The sequence below is a fragment of the Ensifer sp. KUDG1 genome (assembly GCF_050434285.1).
Classification (GTDB): Bacteria; Pseudomonadota; Alphaproteobacteria; order Rhizobiales; family Rhizobiaceae; genus Ensifer.
In genome coordinates, this window is the sequence record NZ_JBNDIG010000007.1 from 323,471 (window position 1) to 343,732 (window position 20,262).

The 20,262-nt window shown below is 63.0% G+C and carries 20 protein-coding genes; 12 read left to right on the forward strand and 8 right to left on the reverse strand.

Annotated elements, in window-relative coordinates; translation table 11 throughout:
* Positions 1 to 16: 16 nt before the first annotated feature.
* The gene (locus M2267_RS19480) at positions 17 to 268 is read right to left on the reverse strand and encodes a hypothetical protein (protein WP_429116273.1); all 252 of its coding nucleotides are present in this window, start codon (positions 266 to 268) and stop codon (positions 17 to 19) included.
* Between the two features lie 146 nt (positions 269 to 414).
* Here M2267_RS19480 and M2267_RS19485 point away from each other — a divergent pair, with 146 nt between their 5' ends.
* From M2267_RS19485 to M2267_RS19540, 12 genes are all read left to right on the forward strand, one after another.
* On the forward strand, positions 415 to 1,131 hold the full coding sequence (locus M2267_RS19485; protein ID WP_205237976.1) for a FadR/GntR family transcriptional regulator: 717 nt from the start codon (positions 415 to 417) through the stop codon (positions 1,129 to 1,131).
* Entirely contained in the window at positions 1,128 to 2,300 is a 1,173-nt protein-coding gene (locus tag M2267_RS19490) for a PLP-dependent transferase (protein WP_429116275.1), read from the forward strand. Before M2267_RS19485 ends, M2267_RS19490 begins: the two co-directional genes overlap by 4 nt.
* A 71-nt stretch (positions 2,301 to 2,371) precedes the next feature.
* Positions 2,372 to 3,634, forward strand: a complete 1,263-nt coding sequence (locus M2267_RS19495) for an ABC transporter substrate-binding protein (protein ID WP_205237974.1) — start codon at positions 2,372 to 2,374, stop codon at positions 3,632 to 3,634.
* A gap of 143 nt (positions 3,635 to 3,777) precedes the next feature.
* Positions 3,778 to 4,713: a carbohydrate ABC transporter permease gene (locus M2267_RS19500; protein WP_052201536.1), complete on the forward strand. Its 936-nt coding sequence runs from the start codon at positions 3,778 to 3,780 to the stop codon at positions 4,711 to 4,713.
* Positions 4,714 to 4,717: 4 nt separating this feature from the next.
* Positions 4,718 to 5,551: a carbohydrate ABC transporter permease gene (locus M2267_RS19505; protein ID WP_429116278.1), complete on the forward strand. Its 834-nt coding sequence runs from the start codon at positions 4,718 to 4,720 to the stop codon at positions 5,549 to 5,551.
* Between the two features lie 11 nt (positions 5,552 to 5,562).
* A complete protein-coding gene (locus tag M2267_RS19510; protein ID WP_429116279.1) occupies positions 5,563 to 6,630 on the forward strand; it encodes an ABC transporter ATP-binding protein in 1,068 nt (355 codons plus the stop codon).
* A 205-nt stretch (positions 6,631 to 6,835) separates the two neighbouring features.
* Positions 6,836 to 7,222 (forward strand): c-type cytochrome, encoded by a 387-nt coding sequence (locus tag M2267_RS19515; RefSeq protein WP_043611241.1) that lies wholly within the window; start codon positions 6,836 to 6,838, stop codon positions 7,220 to 7,222.
* Between the two features lie 243 nt (positions 7,223 to 7,465).
* Complete coding sequence (locus tag M2267_RS19520) at positions 7,466 to 8,314, forward strand: cytochrome c oxidase subunit II (RefSeq protein WP_429116282.1); 849 nt, start codon at positions 7,466 to 7,468, stop codon at positions 8,312 to 8,314.
* A gap of 153 nt (positions 8,315 to 8,467) precedes the next feature.
* On the forward strand, positions 8,468 to 10,246 hold the full coding sequence (gene ctaD / locus M2267_RS19525) for a cytochrome c oxidase subunit I (RefSeq protein ID WP_429116284.1): 1,779 nt from the start codon (positions 8,468 to 8,470) through the stop codon (positions 10,244 to 10,246).
* Entirely contained in the window at positions 10,243 to 10,947 is a 705-nt protein-coding gene (locus tag M2267_RS19530) for a cytochrome c oxidase subunit 3 (protein ID WP_429116285.1), read from the forward strand. The genes ctaD and M2267_RS19530 overlap by 4 nt, the downstream gene beginning before the upstream one ends.
* Positions 10,948 to 10,959: 12 nt before the next feature.
* Positions 10,960 to 11,682: a heme-copper oxidase subunit III family protein gene (locus M2267_RS19535; protein WP_043611232.1), complete on the forward strand. Its 723-nt coding sequence runs from the start codon at positions 10,960 to 10,962 to the stop codon at positions 11,680 to 11,682.
* Between the two features lie 9 nt (positions 11,683 to 11,691).
* Entirely contained in the window at positions 11,692 to 12,066 is a 375-nt protein-coding gene (locus tag M2267_RS19540; RefSeq protein WP_192447121.1) for a cytochrome C oxidase subunit IV family protein, read from the forward strand.
* A 51-nt stretch (positions 12,067 to 12,117) separates the two neighbouring features.
* Here the strand turns inward: M2267_RS19540 and M2267_RS19545 are convergent, their stop codons facing one another.
* From M2267_RS19545 to M2267_RS19575, 7 genes are all read right to left on the reverse strand, one after another.
* Positions 12,118 to 12,876 carry an ATP-binding cassette domain-containing protein gene (locus M2267_RS19545; protein WP_104668541.1) on the reverse strand — a complete coding sequence of 253 codons (759 nt, stop codon included), beginning with the start codon at positions 12,874 to 12,876 and terminating at the stop codon, positions 12,118 to 12,120.
* An 11-nt stretch (positions 12,877 to 12,887) separates the two neighbouring features.
* A complete protein-coding gene (locus tag M2267_RS19550) occupies positions 12,888 to 14,087 on the reverse strand; it encodes an alanine racemase (RefSeq protein ID WP_429116287.1) in 1,200 nt (399 codons plus the stop codon).
* 11 nt (positions 14,088 to 14,098) lie between these two features.
* Positions 14,099 to 15,076, reverse strand: a complete 978-nt coding sequence (locus M2267_RS19555) for an ABC transporter permease (RefSeq protein ID WP_429116289.1) — start codon at positions 15,074 to 15,076, stop codon at positions 14,099 to 14,101.
* Between the two features lie 154 nt (positions 15,077 to 15,230).
* On the reverse strand, positions 15,231 to 16,295 hold the full coding sequence (locus M2267_RS19560; protein ID WP_429116290.1) for a substrate-binding domain-containing protein: 1,065 nt from the start codon (positions 16,293 to 16,295) through the stop codon (positions 15,231 to 15,233).
* 75 nt (positions 16,296 to 16,370) lie between these two features.
* Positions 16,371 to 17,432, reverse strand: a complete 1,062-nt coding sequence (locus M2267_RS19565) for a substrate-binding domain-containing protein (RefSeq protein WP_043611221.1) — start codon at positions 17,430 to 17,432, stop codon at positions 16,371 to 16,373.
* Between the two features lie 26 nt (positions 17,433 to 17,458).
* Positions 17,459 to 18,718, reverse strand: a complete 1,260-nt coding sequence (locus M2267_RS19570) for a M20 family metallopeptidase (protein WP_429116292.1) — start codon at positions 18,716 to 18,718, stop codon at positions 17,459 to 17,461.
* Positions 18,718 to 19,929 (reverse strand): ROK family transcriptional regulator, encoded by a 1,212-nt coding sequence (locus M2267_RS19575; RefSeq protein ID WP_429116294.1) that lies wholly within the window; start codon positions 19,927 to 19,929, stop codon positions 18,718 to 18,720. The genes M2267_RS19570 and M2267_RS19575 overlap by 1 nt, the downstream gene beginning before the upstream one ends.
* Positions 19,930 to 20,262: the final 333 nt, after the last annotated feature.

The window sequence follows — 20,262 nt, forward strand, 5'->3', positions numbered from 1 at the left end:
TTTGCCAGCCTTGCGGCTATTGAACCGGCCGCTTGCGCGGCTTCGCCGCCTCGCTCCCCTTCTTGCCAGGTTGCTTCTTGTAGACGGGCTGCTGCTGCTCGACCGGCGGCCAGATCCAGTAATAACCATAGGGCTTGCGCTGGATCCCCTCGTAATACTCGCCCTTCCGTGTCCGCATCTGCGCTTCGGCATCCCCCGCAGCCGTCGCCATGACGAAGAATGCGCCGAGCACGGCTGCGACCACGAACTGATATTCCGATTTCATCATCACCAGAGCTCCTTGCCTCCCTTGTCTACGCCTGAGGCGGGCGGGGTCAACCGCTGTGCGTCTATCAGTTCTCGCTTGACGACCCCAACCAGCTTGATCATATTGGTGAGATGTCAGACCAATTTGGCCTCTGGGGAGGGAGCCGAATGAATGAACCGGCAAGAGCGGCACTGATGCCCCTGCCCCCGGCCGACCGGGCCCAGCAGGTGATTGCCGCATTGGCTGACTACATCGAACAATCGGGGCTCAAACCCGGCGAGCGCCTGCCGGCCGAGCGCGAACTGATGACGGCGCTGGCTGTCGGCCGCTCGACCATCCGCGAAGTCATCCGCCACTTCCAGGCACTCGGCGTCGTCGAGGCACGCAAGGGTAGCGGCACCTATCTCTTGCGCACGATCTCCGGCGCCACCGTCCATATGCCGCTCACGCTCGACGCCGCGCATCTGCGCGACGTGCTGTTGATGACGCTCGAAGTGCGCCGGGGCATCGAGGTCGAGGCAAACATGGTCGCCGCCCGCCGGCGCACCGAAGACGACCTGAAGATCATCGAAATCAAGCTCAACGAGATGGAGCGCGTGCATATCGCCAAGGGCACGTCGGGGCCGGAAGACCTCGCCTTTCACCTGGCGATCTACGACGCCACCCACAATCCGCTGTTTCGCCAGCTGCTCGAACAGATGCGCGAGGCCTTCGAGCGCTTCTGGGACCATCCTTTCGATCGAACGGACTTCGCCCGTCGCTCCTTCCCGTTCCACCGCACCCTCTTCAACGCGATCGCCGCTCAGGACCCTGAGACTGCTCGCGAAGAAACGCTGAAAATCCTCGCGATCGTCGAGGAAGACATCAAGGAAATGTCCAAATGACCAACGGCCTCGATCCGTTCGACCATGCCTCGCTGATCGTCGCGCATGACGAAGGCCACGCCTTCGACGCAGTGGTGCCGCCGATCGTGCAGACTTCGCTTTTCACCTTCAAGGACTACGACGACATGGTCGCCTCCTATCGGGGCGAGCGCGTGCGGCCGATCTATACCCGCGGCCTCAACCCGACCGTGCGCATGTTCGAGGAGATGCTAGCGAAACTCGAAGGCGGCGAGGACGCGATCGGCTTTGCGAGCGGCATGTCGGCGATCTCCTCCACGGTGCTCTCCTTCGTCGAGCCGGGCGATCGCATCGTCGCCGTCAACCACGTCTACCCTGATGCCTTCCGGCTCTTCGGCACGCATCTGAAGCGCATGAAGATCGAGGTAACCTATGTCGACGGCCGCGACGAGGAGGCCGTTGCCAAGGCGCTACCCGGCGCCAAGCTCTTCTACATGGAAAGCCCGACGAGCTGGGTGATGGACACCCACGATGTCGCTTCCCTTGCCCGCCTTGCCAAGAACCAGGGCATCATCACCGCGATCGACAACAGCTGGGCAAGCCCGATCTTCCAGCAGCCGATCTCGCTCGGCGTCGATCTCGTCATCCACTCGGCTTCCAAGTATCTCGGCGGTCATTCGGACGTCGTCGCCGGCGTCGTCACCGGATCGAAGGAACTGATCGGCCGCATCCGCTCGGAAGCCTATCCCTATCTCGGTGGCAAGCTCTCGCCCTTCGACGCCTGGCTCCTGATCCGTGGCCTGCGCACCCTGCCGATCCGCATGAAGTCGCACGAACGCTCGGCGCTTGAAGTCGCGCGGCGGCTGCAGGCCCATCCGCTGGTTGAAAAAGTCTGCCATCCCGGCCTCGGCAACACCTTGCCGCCTGGTCTCTCCGGCACATCCGGCCTTTTCTCCTTCATCTTCCGCGAGGGCGTGGACGTCCGGCGCTTCGCCGATCATCTCGAACTCTTCAAGCTCGGCGTTTCCTGGGGAGGACACGAAAGCCTCATCGTGCCGGGCGAAGTCGTGCTGTCGCAGAAAGCCCAGCCGAATTCCGCGGCCGCCTTCGGCATCTCGCCGCGGTCGGTACGGCTGCATGTCGGTCTGGAGGGAACGGAGGCCCTCTGGAGCGATCTCGAAGCGGCGCTCACCGTCGCTTCGACTGACTGACAGGGGCGGGATCAAGGTCCCGCTTCTCCCCACTTTGAAGCAAAACCAACGAAGAAAAGAGGGAACATAAAATGAAAAAACTGATCACTGCCACGCTTCTTGCCACCCTGATGGCCGGAAGCGCGCTCGCCGACACCAAGCTGAAACTGGTCGAAGTCATCACGAGCCCGGAGCGCACCGAGACGCTGAAGTCGATCGTTGCCAAGTTCGAGGCCGCCAACCCTGGCACGACGGTCGAGATCATCTCGCTTCCCTGGGGCGAAGCCTTCCAGAAGTTCGCCACCATGGTTTCGGCCGGCGAACTGCCTGATGTGATGGAAATGCCCGACACCTGGCTGTCGCTCTATGCCAACAACGGCATGCTCGAAAGCCTCGAGCCCTATCTTGCCAAATGGGAGCACACGGGTGGGCTCACCGAGCGCGCGCTCGAACTCGGGCGCGATATCAACGACACCGCCTACATGCTGCCCTACGGCTTCTATCTGCGCGCGATGTTCTACAACAAGAAGCTGCTCTCGGAAGCCGGCGTCAGCGAGCCGCCGAAGACGATGGACGACTTCGTCAAGGCGTCCGAGGCCGTCTCCAAGCTGCCGGGCAAGTCCGGCTACTGCCTGCGCGGCGGTCCGGGCGGCCTTAACGGCTGGGTGATGTTTGGCGCGACGATGGCCGGCAGCAACACCTTCTTCAACGAGGACGGCACCTCGACCATGAACAGCGAAGGCTGGGTCAAGGGCCTGACCTGGGTGATCGACCTCTACAAGAAGGGGCTGGCGCCGAAGGACAGCGTCAACTGGGGCTTCAACGAAATCGTCGCCGGTTTCTACAGCGGCACCTGCGCCTTCCTCGACCAGGATCCGGACGCGCTGATCGCCATTGCCGAGCGCATGAAGTCGGAAGACTTCGGCGTCACCACCATGCCGAAGGGCCCGAGCGGCAAGGCGTTTACCACCATCGGCTTTGCCGGCTGGTCGATGCTGTCCGCCAGCCAGAACAAGGACCTCTCCTGGAAGCTGATCGAGACGCTCGAAGGCCCGGAAGGCAACATCGAATGGAACAAGCGCACGGGCGCACTGCCGGTGCACAAGTCGGCCGAGAAGGACCCCTTCTATGCCAGCGCTCAGTTCAAGGGCTGGTTCGACGAACTCGCCGACAAGGACGTCGTCCTGACGGTCATGCCGACCTACCTCGAGGAATTCGCCTTCTTCAAGGATTCGCTCGCCATCAAGACGACCCAGGAAGCGCTGCTCGGCGACATCACCCCGGAACAGCTCGCCAACCAGTGGGCGGAATACCTCACCAAGGCGCAGCAGAAGTTCCTTGCCAGCAAGAAGTAAGCCTTTGGCCGGCGGCGGCTTTCCGCCGCCGGCCTTTTGATCTCGCGCGGAACAAAATGGGCGCGGTCTCCGCCCTTTCCGCTCCGACCTAGAATCGAGGCACGCCCGAAAAACCGGCGGCCGCACAGGGGAAATTTCGATCGATGGCCTATGTCGCCCGCCAAAGCGGCCTGCCGGCAAGCAGGACGCCGCTGAAGAAGCGCATCGCCGATGGCGCCGCACCCTATCTCTATAGCGCGCCGGCGCTGATCCTGATCGTCACCGTGATGCTGGTGCCGCTGGTGCTCGGCGTCTCCTACGCCTTCCGCGATATTCAGCTCCTGAACCCGTTCTCCGGCGCCTATATCGGCCTCGATCACTTCCGGGCGCTGTCCGAGGATCAGGCCTTCTACCGGGCGCTGCGCAATACGCTGTGGTGGACCGGCGCCTCTGTGTTCTTCCAGTTCGTCTTCGGCCTGATCCTGGCCCTGCTGCTCGATAAACCCTTCTATGGCCGCGGCCTCGCCCAGGCGCTCGTCTTTTTACCCTGGGCGGTGCCGAGCTTCCTTGCAGGCCTCAACTGGGCCTGGCTGTTCAATCCGGTCGTCGGTCCCCTGCCGCACTGGTTCTACGCGCTCGGCCTCATGAGCGAGCCGCACAACATCCTGTCCGACCCGCAGCTTGCCATGTGGGGGCCAATCGTCGCCAATGTCTGGTGGGGCATTCCCTTCTTCGCCATCACGCTGCTTGCCGCCCTCCAGGCGATCCCGCGCGACCTCTATGAGGCCGCAAGCATTGACGGCGCCGGCCCGGTCCAGCGCTTCCTCTCGATCACCCTGCCATTCCTCGCGCCGACGATCGCCATCACCATCCTGTTGCGCACTGTCTGGATCTCCAACTTCGCCGACCTGATCATCGTCATGACCAATGGCGGACCGGCCGACCGCACCCAGATCGTCGCCAGCTACATCTTCACCCAGGCCTTCAAGCGGCTGGATTTCGGTTACGCCTCGGCGATCGCGCTCGTGCTTCTGGCGCTGCTGCTCGCCTATTCGATGCTGATCGTCATCCTGCGGCAATGGCTGCTGAGCAAGGATTGAGACCATGCGCGCCAAATCGCTTTTCCTCACCATCGCGCACCGGCTGGCCATCCTTGCCTATATCGCCTTTGCGCTCTTCCCGCTCTACTGGCTCTTGAAGGTCGCGGTCACCCCGAACGACCTGCTCTATTCCGAAGGCATTCGGATGTGGCCGTCGCGCGCGAGCCTCGAGCATTTCGACTTCGTGCTCCGCCACAGCGCCTTTCCTGTCTTCTTCAAGAACAGCCTGATCATCTCGGGCTCGACTGCCGTCATCGTCACCATTCTCGCCTCGCTCTCGGGCTACGCGCTGTCGCGCTTCAACTTCCGCGGCAAGTACTGGCTGGTGGCGCTGATGCTTCTGACGCAGATGTTTCCCCTGGTCATGCTGGTGGCGCCGATCTTCAAGATCCTCTCGCCGATGGGCCTCACCAACAGCCTGACCGGCCTCGTCATCGTCTACACCGCCTTCAACGTGCCCTTCGCCACCTTCCTGATGCAGTCCTTCTTCGACGGCATCCCTAAGGACCTGGAGGAAGCGGCGATGATCGACGGCGCAACACAGTTCGTCGCCTTCCGCCAGATCATTCTGCCGCTGACGTTGCCGGGCATCGCCGCAACGCTCGGCTTCGTCTTCACCGCCGCCTGGAGCGAACTGCTGTTCTCGCTGATGCTGATCTCCGGCAACGACCAGGCGACCTTCCCGGTTGGACTTTTGTCCTTCGTGTCGAAGTTCTCCGTCGACTTCGGGCAGATGATGGCCGCCGGCGTGCTCGCGCTCATCCCCGCCTGCCTCTTCTTCCTGCTCATTCAACGCTATCTCGTCCAGGGCCTCACGGCCGGCGCGGTCAAAGGCTGAGGATTGCTCTCATGGCTTCCATCGATATCGCCAATATCCAGAAATCCTACGGCATCCACCCGGTACTGCACGACGTCGATCTCAAGATCGGCGACGGCGAATTCGTCGTGCTCGTCGGCCCGTCCGGTTGTGGCAAATCCACGCTTCTGCGCATGATCGCCGGCCTTGAAAGCGTCACCTCGGGCGAGATCCGCATCGCCGGAAAACGCGTCAACGAGCTGGCGCCAAAGGACCGCGACATCGCGATGGTGTTCCAGTCCTATGCGCTCTATCCGCATATGTCGGTCGCCAAGAACATGAGCTACAGCCTGAGGCTCCGGAAGACCGCCAAGGAGAAGATCGCAAGCGTCGTTTCAGGGGCAGCCGCCAAGCTCGGGCTCGATCCGCTGCTCGAACGCCGGCCGCGCGCGCTCTCGGGCGGCCAGCGCCAGCGCGTCGCCATGGGCCGTGCCATCGTGCGCGAACCCAAGGCGTTCCTGTTCGATGAGCCGCTGTCGAACCTCGACGCGCGCCTGCGCGAACAGATGCGTGCCGAAATCAAGAAGCTGCACAAGGACTTGGGCGCCACCTCGATCTACGTCACCCACGACCAGATCGAGGCGATGACGCTCGCCGACCGCATCGTCGCCATGAACGGCGGCTTCGTACAACAGGTCGGAAGCCCGCTCGACCTCTACGACCGCCCCGCCAATCTGTTCGTTGCCGGCTTCATCGGTTCGCCGGGCATGAACTTCTTCGAGGGCACCTATCGCAACGGTACCGCCCCGCGCTTCGAAACCGAAGGCGGCATCATCGTTCCGGCCCAGCCGCATCCTGCCTTGACGGACGGCGCCAGGGCGACGCTCGGCATCCGGCCGGAGCATGTCGAGATCGGCGTCGAAGGCCCGGATGCGCTGAAAGCCAATGTCGACCTGGTCGAGCCGACGGGCTTCGGCATCATCCTGCACCTCTCCTTCGGCCGTGCCGGCTTCAAGGCGTTTACCAACGACCGCCGGTTCCTCAACGTTTCCGGCTCGCTGCCCGTACACCTGCCCGTCGAACGGCTGCACTTCTTCGATGCCGACGGCAATCGCGTCTGATTGCCGGCACCGGCCATGGTGAAAAATTAGGCGGCGTCGGCGAACTGGCCGACGCCGCCGGTTGACTTCCTGAGGACGAGGCGTACCGTTTCGGTGTCGCAAGTATCAACCGCCGTGGCGCCAACTTAAGAGAAGCAAGCACCGCCAAAACGACAAATTGACGATAGCCTTCCTTGCCTGCGCCCGGCGATTTTGAGGAAGTGTCATGCGAATTCTTGTTGTTGCCCTTGCCTTTTCGACAACCTTGCTCTGTCCGCTCGCCGCCCTCGCGCAAGAGGGTGATGCCACGGCCGGAGCCACGGTCTTCAAGAAATGCGCCGTCTGCCATATCGTCGACAGCGATACCAACAAGGTCGGGCCCTCGCTCAACCATGTCCTGGGGCGAACCGCCGGCACCCATCCCAACTTCAGCTACTCCACGGCCATGGTCGATGCCGGCAAGGGTGGCCTGGTCTGGGACGAGACGACGCTGCGCGACTATCTGCACAATCCCAAGGCCAAGGTGAAGGGCACGAAAATGGCCTTCGTCGGGCTGAAGGACGACACGGACATCTCCAATCTTCTCGCCTATCTCAAGCAGTATTCGCAGTAGGCTGAAAAGACGAAACGCAACCGCCGCTCGCCACGTCGGCGGCGAATTGCGACTATTGGACGTTCGTGCAATAATTGCATCTACAGCGCCGCGCGCCTGACCAGACGCAGAGAGGTCGCTGTAGAACTTTGAATTCCTGCATGTTTTCATCCCTGGATCGGCGACGACCAAGGATAACGTGCAGCAGAGATCTACGGATTGCGTCTTCATGCCCACAGCCGCCAGCGGCGAGGAGGGACAGAAATGGCCGTGGTCGTTATTCTGGTTTTACTGGCCGTCGGATCGGTATTGTTTCATCTGTTGAGCCCGTGGTGGTGGACGCCGATCGCGTCCAACTGGAGTTACATCGACAATACGCTGATCATCACCTTCTGGATTACCGGCGTCGTCTTCGTCGCCGTGGTTCTTTTCATGGCCTATTGCGTGCTTCGCTTTCGCCATCGTCCGGGAAACCGGGCGGCCTATGAACCGGAAAACCGCAAGCTCGAAGGGTGGCTTGCCGGCGGCACGACGCTCGGCGTCGCCGCCATGCTCACCCCCGGCCTTTTCGTCTGGCACCAGTTCGTGACCGTTCCTGATGGAGCGGCCCAGGTTGAGGTCGTCGGCCAGCAGTGGCTGTGGAGCTTCCGGCTCCCCGGCGCCGACGGCAAGCTTGGGACCTCCGAGACCCGCGACATCACGCCGGAGAACTCGCTCGGCCTCAACCGCAACGATCCGGCAGCGCTCGACGACGTGGTCATCGAGGGCGGCGAATTGCATCTGGAAGTCGGTAAACCGGTCAAGATGCTGCTGCGCTCCGTCGATGTGCTGCATGATTTCTACGTGCCGGAGTTCCGCGCCAAGATGGATATGGTGCCCGGCATGGTCACCTATTTCTGGCTGACGCCCACCCGCACGGGCACGTTCGAGGTTCTGTGCGCCGAGCTTTGCGGCGTCGGTCACCCGCAGATGCGCGGCACCGTCGTCGTCGACAGTGCGGAGGACTATCAGACCTGGCTTTCGCAGCAGCAAACCTTCTCGCAGCTGCAGGCACAAGCAGGAGTGCAGACGAAGGAAACGGCGCAGGCATTAAATGCCGCCCCGGCGCAATAGAGGCGCCCCGACGGCCAAGCGGGATGAGGAAAAGTGCTCGCGGTATCCGCCCGCATCCCGCTCGTGAGGAGACGCAATTCCATTGTTGGACGTGCGGAATTGCAGGTTCAAGGCGTTGGATCGAGATGATCCGGTGTTGGGAGGTTCTCGCAGATGGTCGATATCCGGTCAGGCACGGGCGAACAGATTGGCCCCGCTGAAGTGGAGGACGTGGAGCTCTATCATCCCCATAGCTGGTGGACGCGCTACGTCTTCAGCCAGGATGCCAAGATCATCGCCGTGCAATATGCCTCGACCGCCATCGCCATCGGTATGGTCGCCCTGGTGCTCTCCTGGCTGATGCGACTGCAGCTCGGCTTTCCCGGCGCCTTCGCCTTCATCGATGCCGAGCGCTACTACCAGTTCATCACCATGCACGGCATGATCATGGTGATCTATCTGTTGACCGCGCTGTTTCTCGGCGGCTTCGGCAACTACCTGATCCCGCTGATGCTCGGCGCGCGCGACATGGTCTTTCCCTATGCCAACATGCTGAGCTACTGGCTCTATCTGCTCGCCGTCCTCGTGCTCGTCGCGAGCTTCTTTGCGCCGGGCGGACCGACCGGCGCCGGCTGGACGCTCTATCCGCCCCAGGCGGTTCTGTCCGGAACGCCCGGCGGCAAGGACTGGGGCATCATATTGATGCTCTCCTCGCTCATCCTCTTCGTCATTGGCTTCACCATGGGCGGGCTCAACTACGTGGTCACCGTGCTCCAGGGTCGCACGCGCGGCATGACGCTGATGCGCATGCCGCTCACCGTCTGGGGCATCTTCACCGCGACGGTGATGGCGCTTCTCGCCTTCCCCGCCCTCTTCGTCGCCTGCGTCATGATGCTGTTCGACCGGGTGCTCGGCACCAGCTTCTTCATGCCGGCGATCGTCGAGATGGGCGAACAGCTGCAGCATGGCGGCGGCAGCCCGATCATGTTCCAGCACCTCTTCTGGTTCTTCGGCCATCCCGAGGTCTACATCGTGGCGCTTCCCGCCTTCGGTATCGTCTCGGATCTCATCAGCACGCACGCCCGCAAGAACATCTTCGGCTACCGCATGATGGTCTGGGCGATCGTGATCATCGGCGCGCTCTCCTTCATCGTCTGGGCGCACCACATGTATGTCAGCGGCATGAACCCCTATTTCGGCTTCTTCTTCGCAACGACCACGCTGATCATTGCCGTGCCGACGGCGATCAAGGTCTACAATTGGGTCCTGACGCTCTGGCGTGGCGACATACACCTGACGCTGCCGATGCTTTTTGCGCTCGCCTTCATCGTGACCTTCGTCAATGGCGGGCTGACCGGGCTGTTCCTCGGCAATGTCGTCGTCGACGTGCCGCTCTCCGACACGATGTTCGTCGTCGCCCATTTCCACATGGTCATGGGTGTCGCGCCGATCATGGTGATCTTCGGGGCGATCTATCACTGGTATCCGAAGATCACCGGCCGCATGCTCAACCAGACCATGGGGCAGATCCATTTCTGGGTCACCTTCGTCGGCGCCTATCTGATCTTCTTCCCGATGCACTATCTCGGGCTGATCGGTGTTCCGCGCCGCTATTACGAGATGGGCGAGACTGCCTTCGTGCCGGGGTCCGCCCACACGCTCAACGAGTTCATCACCATCATGGCGCTGATCGTCGGTGCCGCCCAGATCGTCTTCCTCTTCAACCTCGTCTGGAGCATCCGCCATGGCCGCGAGGCCGGCGGCAATCCCTGGCGGGCAACGACGCTCGAATGGCAGACGCCGGAAACGCCGCCGCGCCACGGCAACTGGGGCAAGGAGCTGCCGGTCGTCTACCGTTGGCCCTATGACTACAGCGTGCCGGGAGCCGCGGAAGATTTCATTCCGCAAACTGAGCCGGGTCCGGTAGGCCACGCTCCGGAGGGTGCCTCATGAACGTCACCCTCGTCTTCCTGGCAGTGGTCTTCGCGATCGCCGCCTGGTGGCTCAGCCGGCAGCGGCTGTTCTCGAAACCCTGGCTGGAGGTCGGCCACGCCCACGACCCGCGCCCACTCGGCAGGCCTTCGATCCCGCCAGCAAAAATCGGTCTCGGCGTCTTCCTCGCCGTCGTCGCAGCGCTCTTCTCCCTCTTCATCAGCGCCTACTTCATGCGCATGGCCTCCACCGACTGGTGGTCGACGCCGATGCCGAAGATCCTGTGGCTGAACACCGCCATCCTCGCACTCGGCAGCCTGCTCCTGCATGCGGCCCGCGTCACTGCCGAACAGCATCGTGAAGAGGCAAGCCGCACCGCGATGATCGCAGCGCTTGCCGCCGGTCTCGCCTTCCTCGCGGGCCAGGTCTTTGCCTGGCGCGAACTCACTGACGCCGGTTTCCTGCTCGCCGACAATCCGGCCAACAGCTTCTTCTACATGATCTCGGGCATGCATGGCCTGCACATTCTCGGTGGCCTGTTCGCCCTGACGCGGGTCATCGTCAAGACGCGCGCCGGCCCGATAGGCGAAAAGGCCGTGCTGTCGATCACGCTCTGCGCCACCTACTGGCATTTCATGCTGGCCGTATGGCTGGTGCTCTACGCGCTCTTTTCCGGCTGGGCCAACGACTTCGTCGAGCTCTGCCGATCCCTCTTGACTTGAAGGAGCCAAGGCATGTCCGCCGAGACACATTCGCCTGTCCGAGAGCCGCTCCACCGCCCGGCGGGACTTGCGGGCTTTGCCGCAGACTGGGCGTCAGACCAGCGGACGTTCAAGAACGTCTCCTGGGGCAAGGCGATGATGTGGATCTTCCTCTTGAGCGACACCTTCGTCTTCGGCTGTTTCCTCATCGCCTACATGTCGGCGCGCATGTCGACGGCCGTTCCCTGGCCCAATCCGAGCGAGGTCTTCGCGCTGCACATCGGCGGCTCGGACGTGCCGCTGATCCTGATCGCCATCATGACCTTCGTGCTGATCACCTCGAGCGGCACGATGGCCATGGCCGTCAATTTCGGCTACCGGCGCGATCGCAAGAAGACCGCACTTCTCATGCTTCTGACCGCCCTTTTCGGCGCCACCTTCGTCGGCATGCAGGCCTTCGAATGGACGAAGCTGATCACCGAGGGCGTGCGCCCCTGGGGCAACCCTTGGGGTGCTGCCCAATTCGGCTCGACCTTTTTCATGATCACCGGGTTCCACGGCACCCACGTCACGATCGGCGTCATTTTCCTCTTGATCATCGCCCGCAAGGTCTGGCGTGGCGATTTCGAAACCGAACGGCGCGGCTTCTTCACGAGCCGCAAGGGACACTACGAGATCGTCGAGATCACCGGCCTCTACTGGCACTTCGTCGACCTCGTCTGGGTCTTCATCTTCGCGTTCTTCTATCTGTGGTGAGGCATGGCCATGACAGAAACGACTGTTCACACCCACGCGGCACCGGCAACAAAGGCGGAAAGCCACGCCCAAACGCACCAGCAGCACCCGATCGGCCTCTATCTGGTCGTCTGGTTGCTGCTCTTCGTGCTCAGCACCTTTTCCTACCTCGTCGACTATGTCGGGCTGCAGGGCTATCTCAGGTGGTCCCTGATCCTGATCTTCATGGTGCTGAAGGCGGGGTTGATCGTGGCGATCTTCATGCACATGGCCTGGGAGCGGCTGGCGCTGATCTACGCCATCCTGCTGCCGCCGCTTTTGGTGCTGGTCTTCGTGGCGCTGATGGTGTCGGAATCGCACTACGTGCTCTTCACCCGCCTCACCTTCTTCGGCGCGGCGCCGTGAGCATGAAAGCGGCGCCGCCCGAGCAGGCGGCGGCGCTGGCTGCCTTGTGCCTCAGTGTTGCTGAAGCCCGGTGATCATCGCGATGATCTCGTTCTTGTCGGTCTTCGCCGTCTCGCGGATGCCGATCTGCTTGCCGCGACGCAGGACGCAGATGCGATCCGATAGCTTGAACACCTGATCGAGGCTGTGGCTGATGATCAGCACGCCGATATTGCGGCTTTTCAGCGATTCCACGATCTCCTCGACCTTGGCGGTTTCGGCAACACCGAGCGCTGCCGTCGGTTCGTCGAGCAGGATCAGCTTGCTCGCCCAATGGGTGGCGCGGGCAATGGCGACGCCCTGGCGTTGTCCGCCCGAGAGGTCGCGGATCGTCGCATGGGCCGAGGGGATGCGGACATCCAGTTCCTTCACCAGCGTCTCCGTCTCGGAAATCATCCGGCGACGGTCGAGCAGGCCGAAACGGTTTACCGGCTCGCGGCCGAGAAACATGTTCATATAGACCGTCTGCTGGTCGGCAAGCGCCAGGTCCTGATAGACGACCTCGATGCCATGGGCGCGCGCCATGGTGGCGTTCGACATCGCCACGGTCTGGTTCTCGATGGTGATCGTTCCCGAGGTCGGCGTGTAGACGCCGGAGATGATCTTGATCAGCGTCGACTTGCCGGCGCCGTTGTCACCGACGAGCGCCACGATCTCGCCCGGACGAACCTCCAGCGAGAAGTTCTCGATCGCGGTGACGCCGCCGAAGGTCTTGCGGATGTCCTTCAGCTTCAGGACCGGCTCTGCTGCAGCACTAACGTTCGCGTTCATGATGTCGCCCCTCATACCGGCCAGGCTGCGGTTTCGCCGAAACCGTTTTCGATCGTTTCCACCTTCGGTGCGCCCTTGGAGATGCCCGACACGCCGACGACATAGGCGCGCGTGACAAAGGCCTGGCCGCGGAAGCCGAACACCGCCGTATCGCCGGGCCTGGGCGCCGCCGGTCCACTGGCGTCGATCATCGCATAATAGTCGATCGCCGAGGGCGGCGGCACTTCGACGCTTCGAAGCGCCGATGCAGCCGTGGTCGGCTCAGTCGATACGATCGCCTTGACGTCGTAATCCGGGAAGATCGGGTCGATGTAGAAGCCGCCACCGAAGCAATAGGCCTTGCCGCCCGAGAGATGGGAGACCTCGGTAAGGTAGAGCACCGCCGGTAGTTCCGGCAGATCTTCCATCACGTGCAGCGCGGTGGTGCCATGCAGGCCGTTGCCCGGCTCACATTGCGTCGCACCCGCTTCGGCAAGGGCCGGCAGCATGACGCTGGAGGTCGTGCCCGGTGCGTTCACCTCGATCCCTGTGCGCCCGGCCTTGGCCAGCGCCTCGGCCGCTTTCGAGAGCGTTGCCAGGTTGTGCGTCGGCTTTACCTTGCGGCTTTCATGATCGAAGAGCAGCGCAGGAAAAGTGGTGATGCCGGCAAAACGGCCACCGGCGAGGCCGTCGAGGCGATCAGCAACCGCAGCAACGTCGCTGGCATCGAACCCACCTTCATGACCGCGGTAGAAGGTGTCGCCTTCCGCCCTGATGCGGGCGAGCAGATCCTGCCGATAGCCGGCGGCATGCGCGCCGGCTGCCGCTTCTGCTGCCTTCTCGGCGTTGAAGACCGTCCAGTAGTCCGGCCGGAAGGTCTTCGCTGCGGCAGCCGCCTCATGGCGTGCGACCTGCTGCAGGTGGCCGAGATGGCCGACCTTCAAGCCTGCCTTGTGGGTAGCGCGGGCACAGGCCATGTCGACGGCAACCGAACGATCGATGCCGCCGCGCTGGACGGCATCACAGAACGAGCTGGAGCGGCCAACCTGCTTGGTCATGGCAAAGGTCTTCAGGCCGAGGCGACGGGCCTCGTTGCTCATGATCGCCGCATTGCCCTCGACCGTATCGAGGTCGAGCACGTAGGCGTTGGCCGGGATCTTGCCCTGCTGGTGCAGGGCCATCGCCGCTTCGATGAATGCCGGGTTGCGGCGGCGCAGAACGTCGAGAAACATGAAATCCTCCTTCAGCGGGACTTTTCGCGCAGCGACACGGCGACCGCGGCGAGGATGATAAGACCGCGAACGATCATCTGGTCGGAAACGGAAAGGCCCATCAGGATCAGGCCATTGTTGAGCATACCCATCATCAGCGAGCCGACGAGCGCACCAATGATCGTACCCTTGCCGCCGTTGAGCAGCGTGCCGCCGACGATGACGGCGGCAATCACCGTCATCAGGTCGGTCTCGCCAAGGGTATACTTGGCCGCCTGCAGCCGGCCGGCGTAGAGCAGGCCGGCAAGCCCCGCGAGACCGCCGCTGATGACAAGCACGGCGAGCCGGATGCGCGGCACGCTGATACCCGAGACGCTCGCCGCACGGCTGTTGTCGCCGGTCGCCAGCACATGGGCACCGAAGCGGGTTTCGCGGTAGATGATGTGGCCGCAGACGACCGCGACGATCGTCCACCAGATCAACGAGGGAACACCGAGGAACGAGCCCGAGCCGAAGAAGCCCGTAAAGGTGCTGTCGGTTACCGGGATCGAGCGCAGGTTCGTCATCGAGCGGGAGACGCCTGCGAAAAGCCCGAGCGTCGCCAACGTCACCAGGAACGACGGCAGTTTGACATAGGCGACCAGCGCGCCGTTCAGGAGCCCGATCAGCACGCCCGCGCCGATCCCGGCGACGACGCCGGCCACCAAGCCGTATTCGTTGATCGTCACCGCCGCCGCCAGCGCCGAGACGGCAACGGTCGAGCCGATCGACAGATCGATCTCGCCGGCCGACATGACGAAGACGAGGCCGATCGCCATGATCGTCACCGGCGCTGTCTGCAGCATGATGTTCGACAGGTTGCGAACCGTCAGAAAGCCGCTGTCCCGAAGCACGATGGCGAAGAACAGAAAGATCGCCAGAAAGCCGAGATAGACGACGTATTGCTGCAGGTTGAGGCGGCTGACGAGGCTGGCCGGCTGGCCGCTCGCGCTGGAATGGGCACTGGACATTATTCTTCCTCCGAAGGCAGGGAGAATGCTCCCCCTGCACTACGGCGCCGCACGTCCGGTCAGACGCGCAAAGGTCGCCGCAGCACTATGAGAAGCTGCATGTTCTGTCCCAAATCGACGACGATTTGGGACGCATGCAGCGGGCATCATTTCATCACTTCATCGCATCCGCGATCGTCGCGGGCACATCCTTGTTCAGAGACTTCTTCCAGCCATCGGCGACCGTCGCCTTGGTGACGGCGAGCGAGTCGACGACCAGGAAGGGCTCGGCCTTTTGGCCGACCAGAGAGCCGGCCGCGGCACGCGCTGCGGTGACGCCGATATTGTAGGCTTCGTCGGCGACGAGCGCTGCCATGTTCCCGCCCTTGACCATATCGAGCGCTGCCGGTTCGTTGAGGTCGAGTGTCACGATCTTGGTGTGGCTGTTGCCGGCGCCGCGCAGAGCCGACAGCACGCTCAGTGCCGGTTCGGCCCAGGTGACATAGATGCCGTCGAGATCCGGGTTCTGGGTGATCATGCCTTGCGCGATTTCCTCGCTACGGGCGGGATCCGCCATGCCGGCCTCGGCAACGATCTTCATGTCAGGATAGTCCTGCTCGATCGTCGACTTGAAGGCGCCATCGCGCTGGTTGGTCACATAGAAATCGGCGTCGTGATAGATGTAGCCGAGCTTGCCCTTGCCGCCGAGCGCATCCGCCATGGCGATGGCAGCCTTGTTGCCCATCTGGAACAGGTCGTCCGAGACGATCGTCACATAGTCCTTGCCGTGTTCGTAACCGGCCGGAGAATTGTCGACAAAGGCGAGCTTCACGCCGGCGGTGCGCGCCGGATCGTAGACCACGGCGGCGGTCGCCGGATCGACCGGCAGCGACAGGATGATCGAGGGCTTCTTGGCAAGCACCGTCTCAACATCCGCCTTCTGGCGGGCGGCATCGAAGCCGGCATCGGTCTGCGCGACCACCTCGACGCCGAGGCGCTTGAATTCGTCCTGGGCGCCGCTGTTGACGGCATTGGTGTATTCGCTCATCTCGTGCCAGACGAGCGCTGCGGTAAATTTGCCGTCCTTGATCTGTTGTTCCTGCTCCGCCGTCAGCGTCAGGCTGCTCGCGGGCGTCGGCGCCTCACCATGCGGCCCTGTGGTCTTGCCGTCTGCGGCAAAGCCGGATGTTGCGGCAAATACCGTCGCCAGCAACGCGAAATGTCTCACTGCCCTGTGCATCTCTGCCTCCCTTTGGGATGGTGCCGCCGGAAACGTCCTCTCTCCCGGCGGCCATCGGATTATTTCGCTGCCGGATTACTTGGCCGCGTCGAGCACCGACTGCGGTGCATCGCGGTTGAGCGACTGCTTCCAGCCGTCCGCGACGTTTTCCTTGGTGACGGTCAAAGCCGGGGCAACGACGAAGGCCGGCGTCTGCTGCCCGAGCAGCGACTTCAGGCCGGTCGCAGCCATGGCGCGTCCAAGCTCATAGGCCTTGTCGGCAACAAGCGCGGTGACGTTGCCACCCTTGACCATGTCGAGTGCCACCGGTTCGGCAAGATCGAGCGTGACGATCTTGGTTTTGGTATTGCCGCTCGAGCGCAGGGCGGAGAGCACACCGTCGGCGGGCTCGGCCCAGGTCACGTAGATGCCGTCGAGATCAGGATTCTGCAGCAGCATCGCGCTTGCCAGTTCCTCGGCACGTGCCGGGTCGGAGATGCCCTGCTCGGCAACGATCTTGATATCCGGATAGTCCTTCTCGATCGTCGACTTGAAGGCTTGGTCGCGCTGGTTCGTCACATAGTAGCTGGCGTCATGGAAGATGTAGCCGACCTTGCCCTTGCCGCCGATCGCCTTGGCCAGCGCATCGGCCGCCTGCTTGCCCATCTGGAAGAGATCGTCGGTGACGATCGAGGCATAGTCCGTGCCCTGCTTGTAACCGCTCGGCAGGTTGGAAAGGAACACGAGCTTGCTGCCATCGGTGACGGCCTGGCGGAAGGCTTCGGCCGAGGTGACCGGATCGAGCGGCAGCGCCAGGATGACGTTCGGCTTGGCGGCAAGCGCGGTCTCGATGTCGCTACGCTGGCGGGCGGCGTCGAAGCCTGCATCCGTCGTCACCGCAATCTCGACGCCGGCGCGGGCAAACTCATCCTTGGCACCGGCCGAAACGGCATTGGTGAAGTCGGACGAAGTGTGCCACAGCAGCGCTGCCTTGTAGCCCTTGCCCTTGAGCGCGCCGATATCGGCATCGGTCAAGGCGACATCGGCGCTCGGCGTCGCGGTCTCGCCGGACGGACCGACCGTCTGGGCGGAGGCGGCATTGGCGGCAAGCACGAAACCGCTGACGAGCGCAGCAGCCATCAATTTCTTCAAGATCATTGTCGTTCTCCCTCTTGTTTGGCAGTTCAGTCCATGACGCCGCAGTAGCGCGCCATGAAGGCGGCAAATCCGACGATCCCGGCGAGGTATTCCTCCACCTCGACCCGTTCCTCGTAGGTATGGCAATTGCGGATATCGCCGGGCGCGCAGTAGACGGCAGGCACGCCCAAGCGGTTGACGAAGAACGGCGATTCCGACCAGAAGGGGGCACCCTCGATCACCCCGCGCCCGGCCATGGCTTCCGCCATGGCGGTCGACAGCGCACCGACTTCGCCGGCCGTTTCGTCGATTTCAGCCGCCGTGCCGCCAAGAGCGTGGTCGCGACCGGCCGGATAGGAAAACTCGACCGTGATTTCCGGATCGGTGATCGCCGAGCGCACCGCAGCCTCGATCTCGGCTGCCGCCGTGTCCAGCGATTCCCCCGGCAGGAGCTTGCGGATCAGCGACAGGGTGCAGCGCTCGGGCACGGCGATGTAGCCGCCGCCGGCAAGGCCCGTGATCAGCAGGAAACTGCGGCCGATCAGCTTGTGCTCGGCTCGTGCAGCGATTTCGTCGGAGTGTTTCCAGAGCGCCGACATCGCCGCATGGCTGGCGCGCAGCGCATCCTTGCCAAGTTCCGGTACGCCGAAATAGGCGGACTTGCCTGTAATCGTGATGTCAGTGATGAAAAAGCCGATCTGCGCCGGATAGACGGACAGCCGGGTCGGTTCGACATAGACGACGAAATCCGGCCGCGCGATCTCACCCGCCTCGATCCGGTCGACCAGATCCTTGATACCGGCCGACACGCCGGTGCCCGGCTGGCCGCTTTCCTCGTCACCGATGAAGGCAAAGGCCACATCGCCGACGAGATCCACGCCAGCCTTGTCGAGCAGCGACAGCGCCGCCAGCGACGCGCAGATGCCGGCCTTCAGATCGCCCGAGCCACGGCCCCAGACAGCGCCGTCGATGATCGGTGCGGCGAAGGGATCCTCGCGCTCGGTACCGGCCCAATGTTCGCGCCAGCCGTCGACATGCACCGTATCCGTATGGCCGATGAACAATAGGCGTGGCCCCTTGCCACGGCCCTTGCGCTCCGCCCAGACGTTCGGCCGACCCGGCAAAAACTCCGCCGTTTGCAAGCCTTCAAGGCCAAGGCGCTGCATCGTTTCGGCCAGAAAGGCGACGAAATTCGCCTCGTTGCCGGTAATGCTCTCACGCCCGATCGCGCCACGAAAAAGATCGACCGCCGCGTCGCGGTCAAGCACCGCCCGCAAACGTTCGACCAGACCGTCATTCACCGTCATCACATCGCCTCCCGAAGCGCGTTGACGTTTGCCCGTGGCAGTGAAATCCGCCCGTCGGGCGCATCGACCCCGAAGAGGGTATTGTGCAGTTGCCCAAGCCCGATCGCCGCCGCCCCGATGATCGCAGCACGCGCGCCGAGCTCACCGGTCTCGACATTGACCGGATAAGGGAAGCACTGCGGCAGGAAGGCCTTCACCCGCTCGAGCATTTCCGGACGGAGCCCGATCGAGCCGCCGAGGATAACCTTCTGCGGGTTGGCGATGGCAGCGATCGCCGCAACACCGGCGGCCAGATACCGCGCCGTGTCGTCCAGCACCGTCAGCGCTGCCGCATCGCCGGCTTCCGCCTTGGCAAAGATGGTGGGCACGGTGACCGTGTTGCCCGAAAGTGCCGCGTAGCGCTCCGCCATGCCATGCGAGGCAACTGCCCGCTCGAAGGCGCCGGTGCGCAGCGATTCCGCCTCGAACGGATCGGCGCCGAGCGGCAGGAAACCCATTTCGCCGGCGGCATTGCTGACGCCGCGCACCAGATGACCGCCGACCATCAGGCCGCTGCCGACGCCGGTCCCCAGCGCCACATAGGCAAGGTTGTCGATCCCCTGCCCCTGCCCCAGCCAGTTTTCGCCGAGGACGGCGAGATTGACGTCGTTCTCAAGCATCGCGCCGAAGCCGAGCACCTCTTCGAAGGCGCCGACGACATCCATCGTGTCGAAGCCGGCGATATTCGGCGCAAGCAGCACACGGCCGGTCTCGCTGCAGGGCGCGCCGGGAACGCCGACGACCGCAAGCCGGATTTTCTCGCGGGCGATCTTCTGGCGATCGGCCGCATCAAAGGCCATGGCAGCGATCTGCTCGACGACGAAGCGGCCGCCACGCGGATCGGTCGGCGCCGTGTCTTCGGCAAAGATCTGGCAGGCGAGATCGGTGATCGCCACGCGCACTTTCGTGCCGCCGAGGTCGACGGCGATGATGAAGGCGGCATCGCACACCAGTTCGTAGGTGACGGCCGTGCGCCCGACATGGCCGCTGGTGCGCCCCGTCTCCTGCACCCAGCCCTCTTCCTCGAGGCCGCGAACGATCTCGGAAATGGTCTGCTTGGAAAGGCCGGTCTGCTTCGAGATCGACGCACGCGAAATTGGCCCGCCCTGGACGATCGCCTCCATGACGGAGCGCTGGGAGAACTTCCGGGAGATGCGCAAGCTGTCGTTCACGGGGACCTCTTTTAATTCGTTCTGTTACCGAACTTATTAAGATCAGGCATCGCTGTCAATCTTGCCCGATAGGATTATCTTTCATGGCGAACGGCGCGGTCTGCGGAGAAACAGGGCAACGGCGATGACGCATTCGGATGCGTCGCCATTTGCGATATGCTAGATGAAATCAGATTGGCGCGGAGGGGCGCTTTTTCTCAAAAAATCAGTGGCATGACCGTCTCGACAGCTCTCGTTCCGCGATCCGCAAAATGCTCGGCTCTGGTCGTGCAGTTTGATGATTATGTCGTAGACAGGCTCTAGTCGTGATCCGTCACGCCCTAAAATCCGGCA

Bases quoted from the DNA above. Each gene is read 5' to 3' on its own strand.
- M2267_RS19480 (WP_429116273.1), bottom strand. From the start codon at position 268: ATGATGAAATCGGAATATCAGTTCGTGGTCGCAGCCGTGCTCGGCGCA.
- M2267_RS19485 (WP_205237976.1), top strand. From the start codon at position 415: ATGAATGAACCGGCAAGAGCGGCACTGATGCCCCTGCCCCCGGCCGAC.
- M2267_RS19490 (WP_429116275.1), top strand. From the start codon at position 1,128: ATGACCAACGGCCTCGATCCGTTCGACCATGCCTCGCTGATCGTCGCG.
- M2267_RS19495 (WP_205237974.1), top strand. From the start codon at position 2,372: ATGAAAAAACTGATCACTGCCACGCTTCTTGCCACCCTGATGGCCGGA.
- M2267_RS19500 (WP_052201536.1), top strand. From the start codon at position 3,778: ATGGCCTATGTCGCCCGCCAAAGCGGCCTGCCGGCAAGCAGGACGCCG.
- M2267_RS19505 (WP_429116278.1), top strand. From the start codon at position 4,718: ATGCGCGCCAAATCGCTTTTCCTCACCATCGCGCACCGGCTGGCCATC.
- M2267_RS19510 (WP_429116279.1), top strand. From the start codon at position 5,563: ATGGCTTCCATCGATATCGCCAATATCCAGAAATCCTACGGCATCCAC.
- M2267_RS19515 (WP_043611241.1), top strand. From the start codon at position 6,836: ATGCGAATTCTTGTTGTTGCCCTTGCCTTTTCGACAACCTTGCTCTGT.
- M2267_RS19520 (WP_429116282.1), top strand. From the start codon at position 7,466: ATGGCCGTGGTCGTTATTCTGGTTTTACTGGCCGTCGGATCGGTATTG.
- ctaD (WP_429116284.1), top strand. From the start codon at position 8,468: ATGGTCGATATCCGGTCAGGCACGGGCGAACAGATTGGCCCCGCTGAA.
- M2267_RS19530 (WP_429116285.1), top strand. From the start codon at position 10,243: ATGAACGTCACCCTCGTCTTCCTGGCAGTGGTCTTCGCGATCGCCGCC.
- M2267_RS19535 (WP_043611232.1), top strand. From the start codon at position 10,960: ATGTCCGCCGAGACACATTCGCCTGTCCGAGAGCCGCTCCACCGCCCG.
- M2267_RS19540 (WP_192447121.1), top strand. From the start codon at position 11,692: ATGACAGAAACGACTGTTCACACCCACGCGGCACCGGCAACAAAGGCG.
- M2267_RS19545 (WP_104668541.1), bottom strand. From the start codon at position 12,876: ATGAACGCGAACGTTAGTGCTGCAGCAGAGCCGGTCCTGAAGCTGAAG.
- M2267_RS19550 (WP_429116287.1), bottom strand. From the start codon at position 14,087: ATGTTTCTCGACGTTCTGCGCCGCCGCAACCCGGCATTCATCGAAGCG.
- M2267_RS19555 (WP_429116289.1), bottom strand. From the start codon at position 15,076: ATGTCCAGTGCCCATTCCAGCGCGAGCGGCCAGCCGGCCAGCCTCGTC.
- M2267_RS19560 (WP_429116290.1), bottom strand. From the start codon at position 16,295: ATGCACAGGGCAGTGAGACATTTCGCGTTGCTGGCGACGGTATTTGCC.
- M2267_RS19565 (WP_043611221.1), bottom strand. From the start codon at position 17,432: ATGATCTTGAAGAAATTGATGGCTGCTGCGCTCGTCAGCGGTTTCGTG.
- M2267_RS19570 (WP_429116292.1), bottom strand. From the start codon at position 18,718: ATGACGGTGAATGACGGTCTGGTCGAACGTTTGCGGGCGGTGCTTGAC.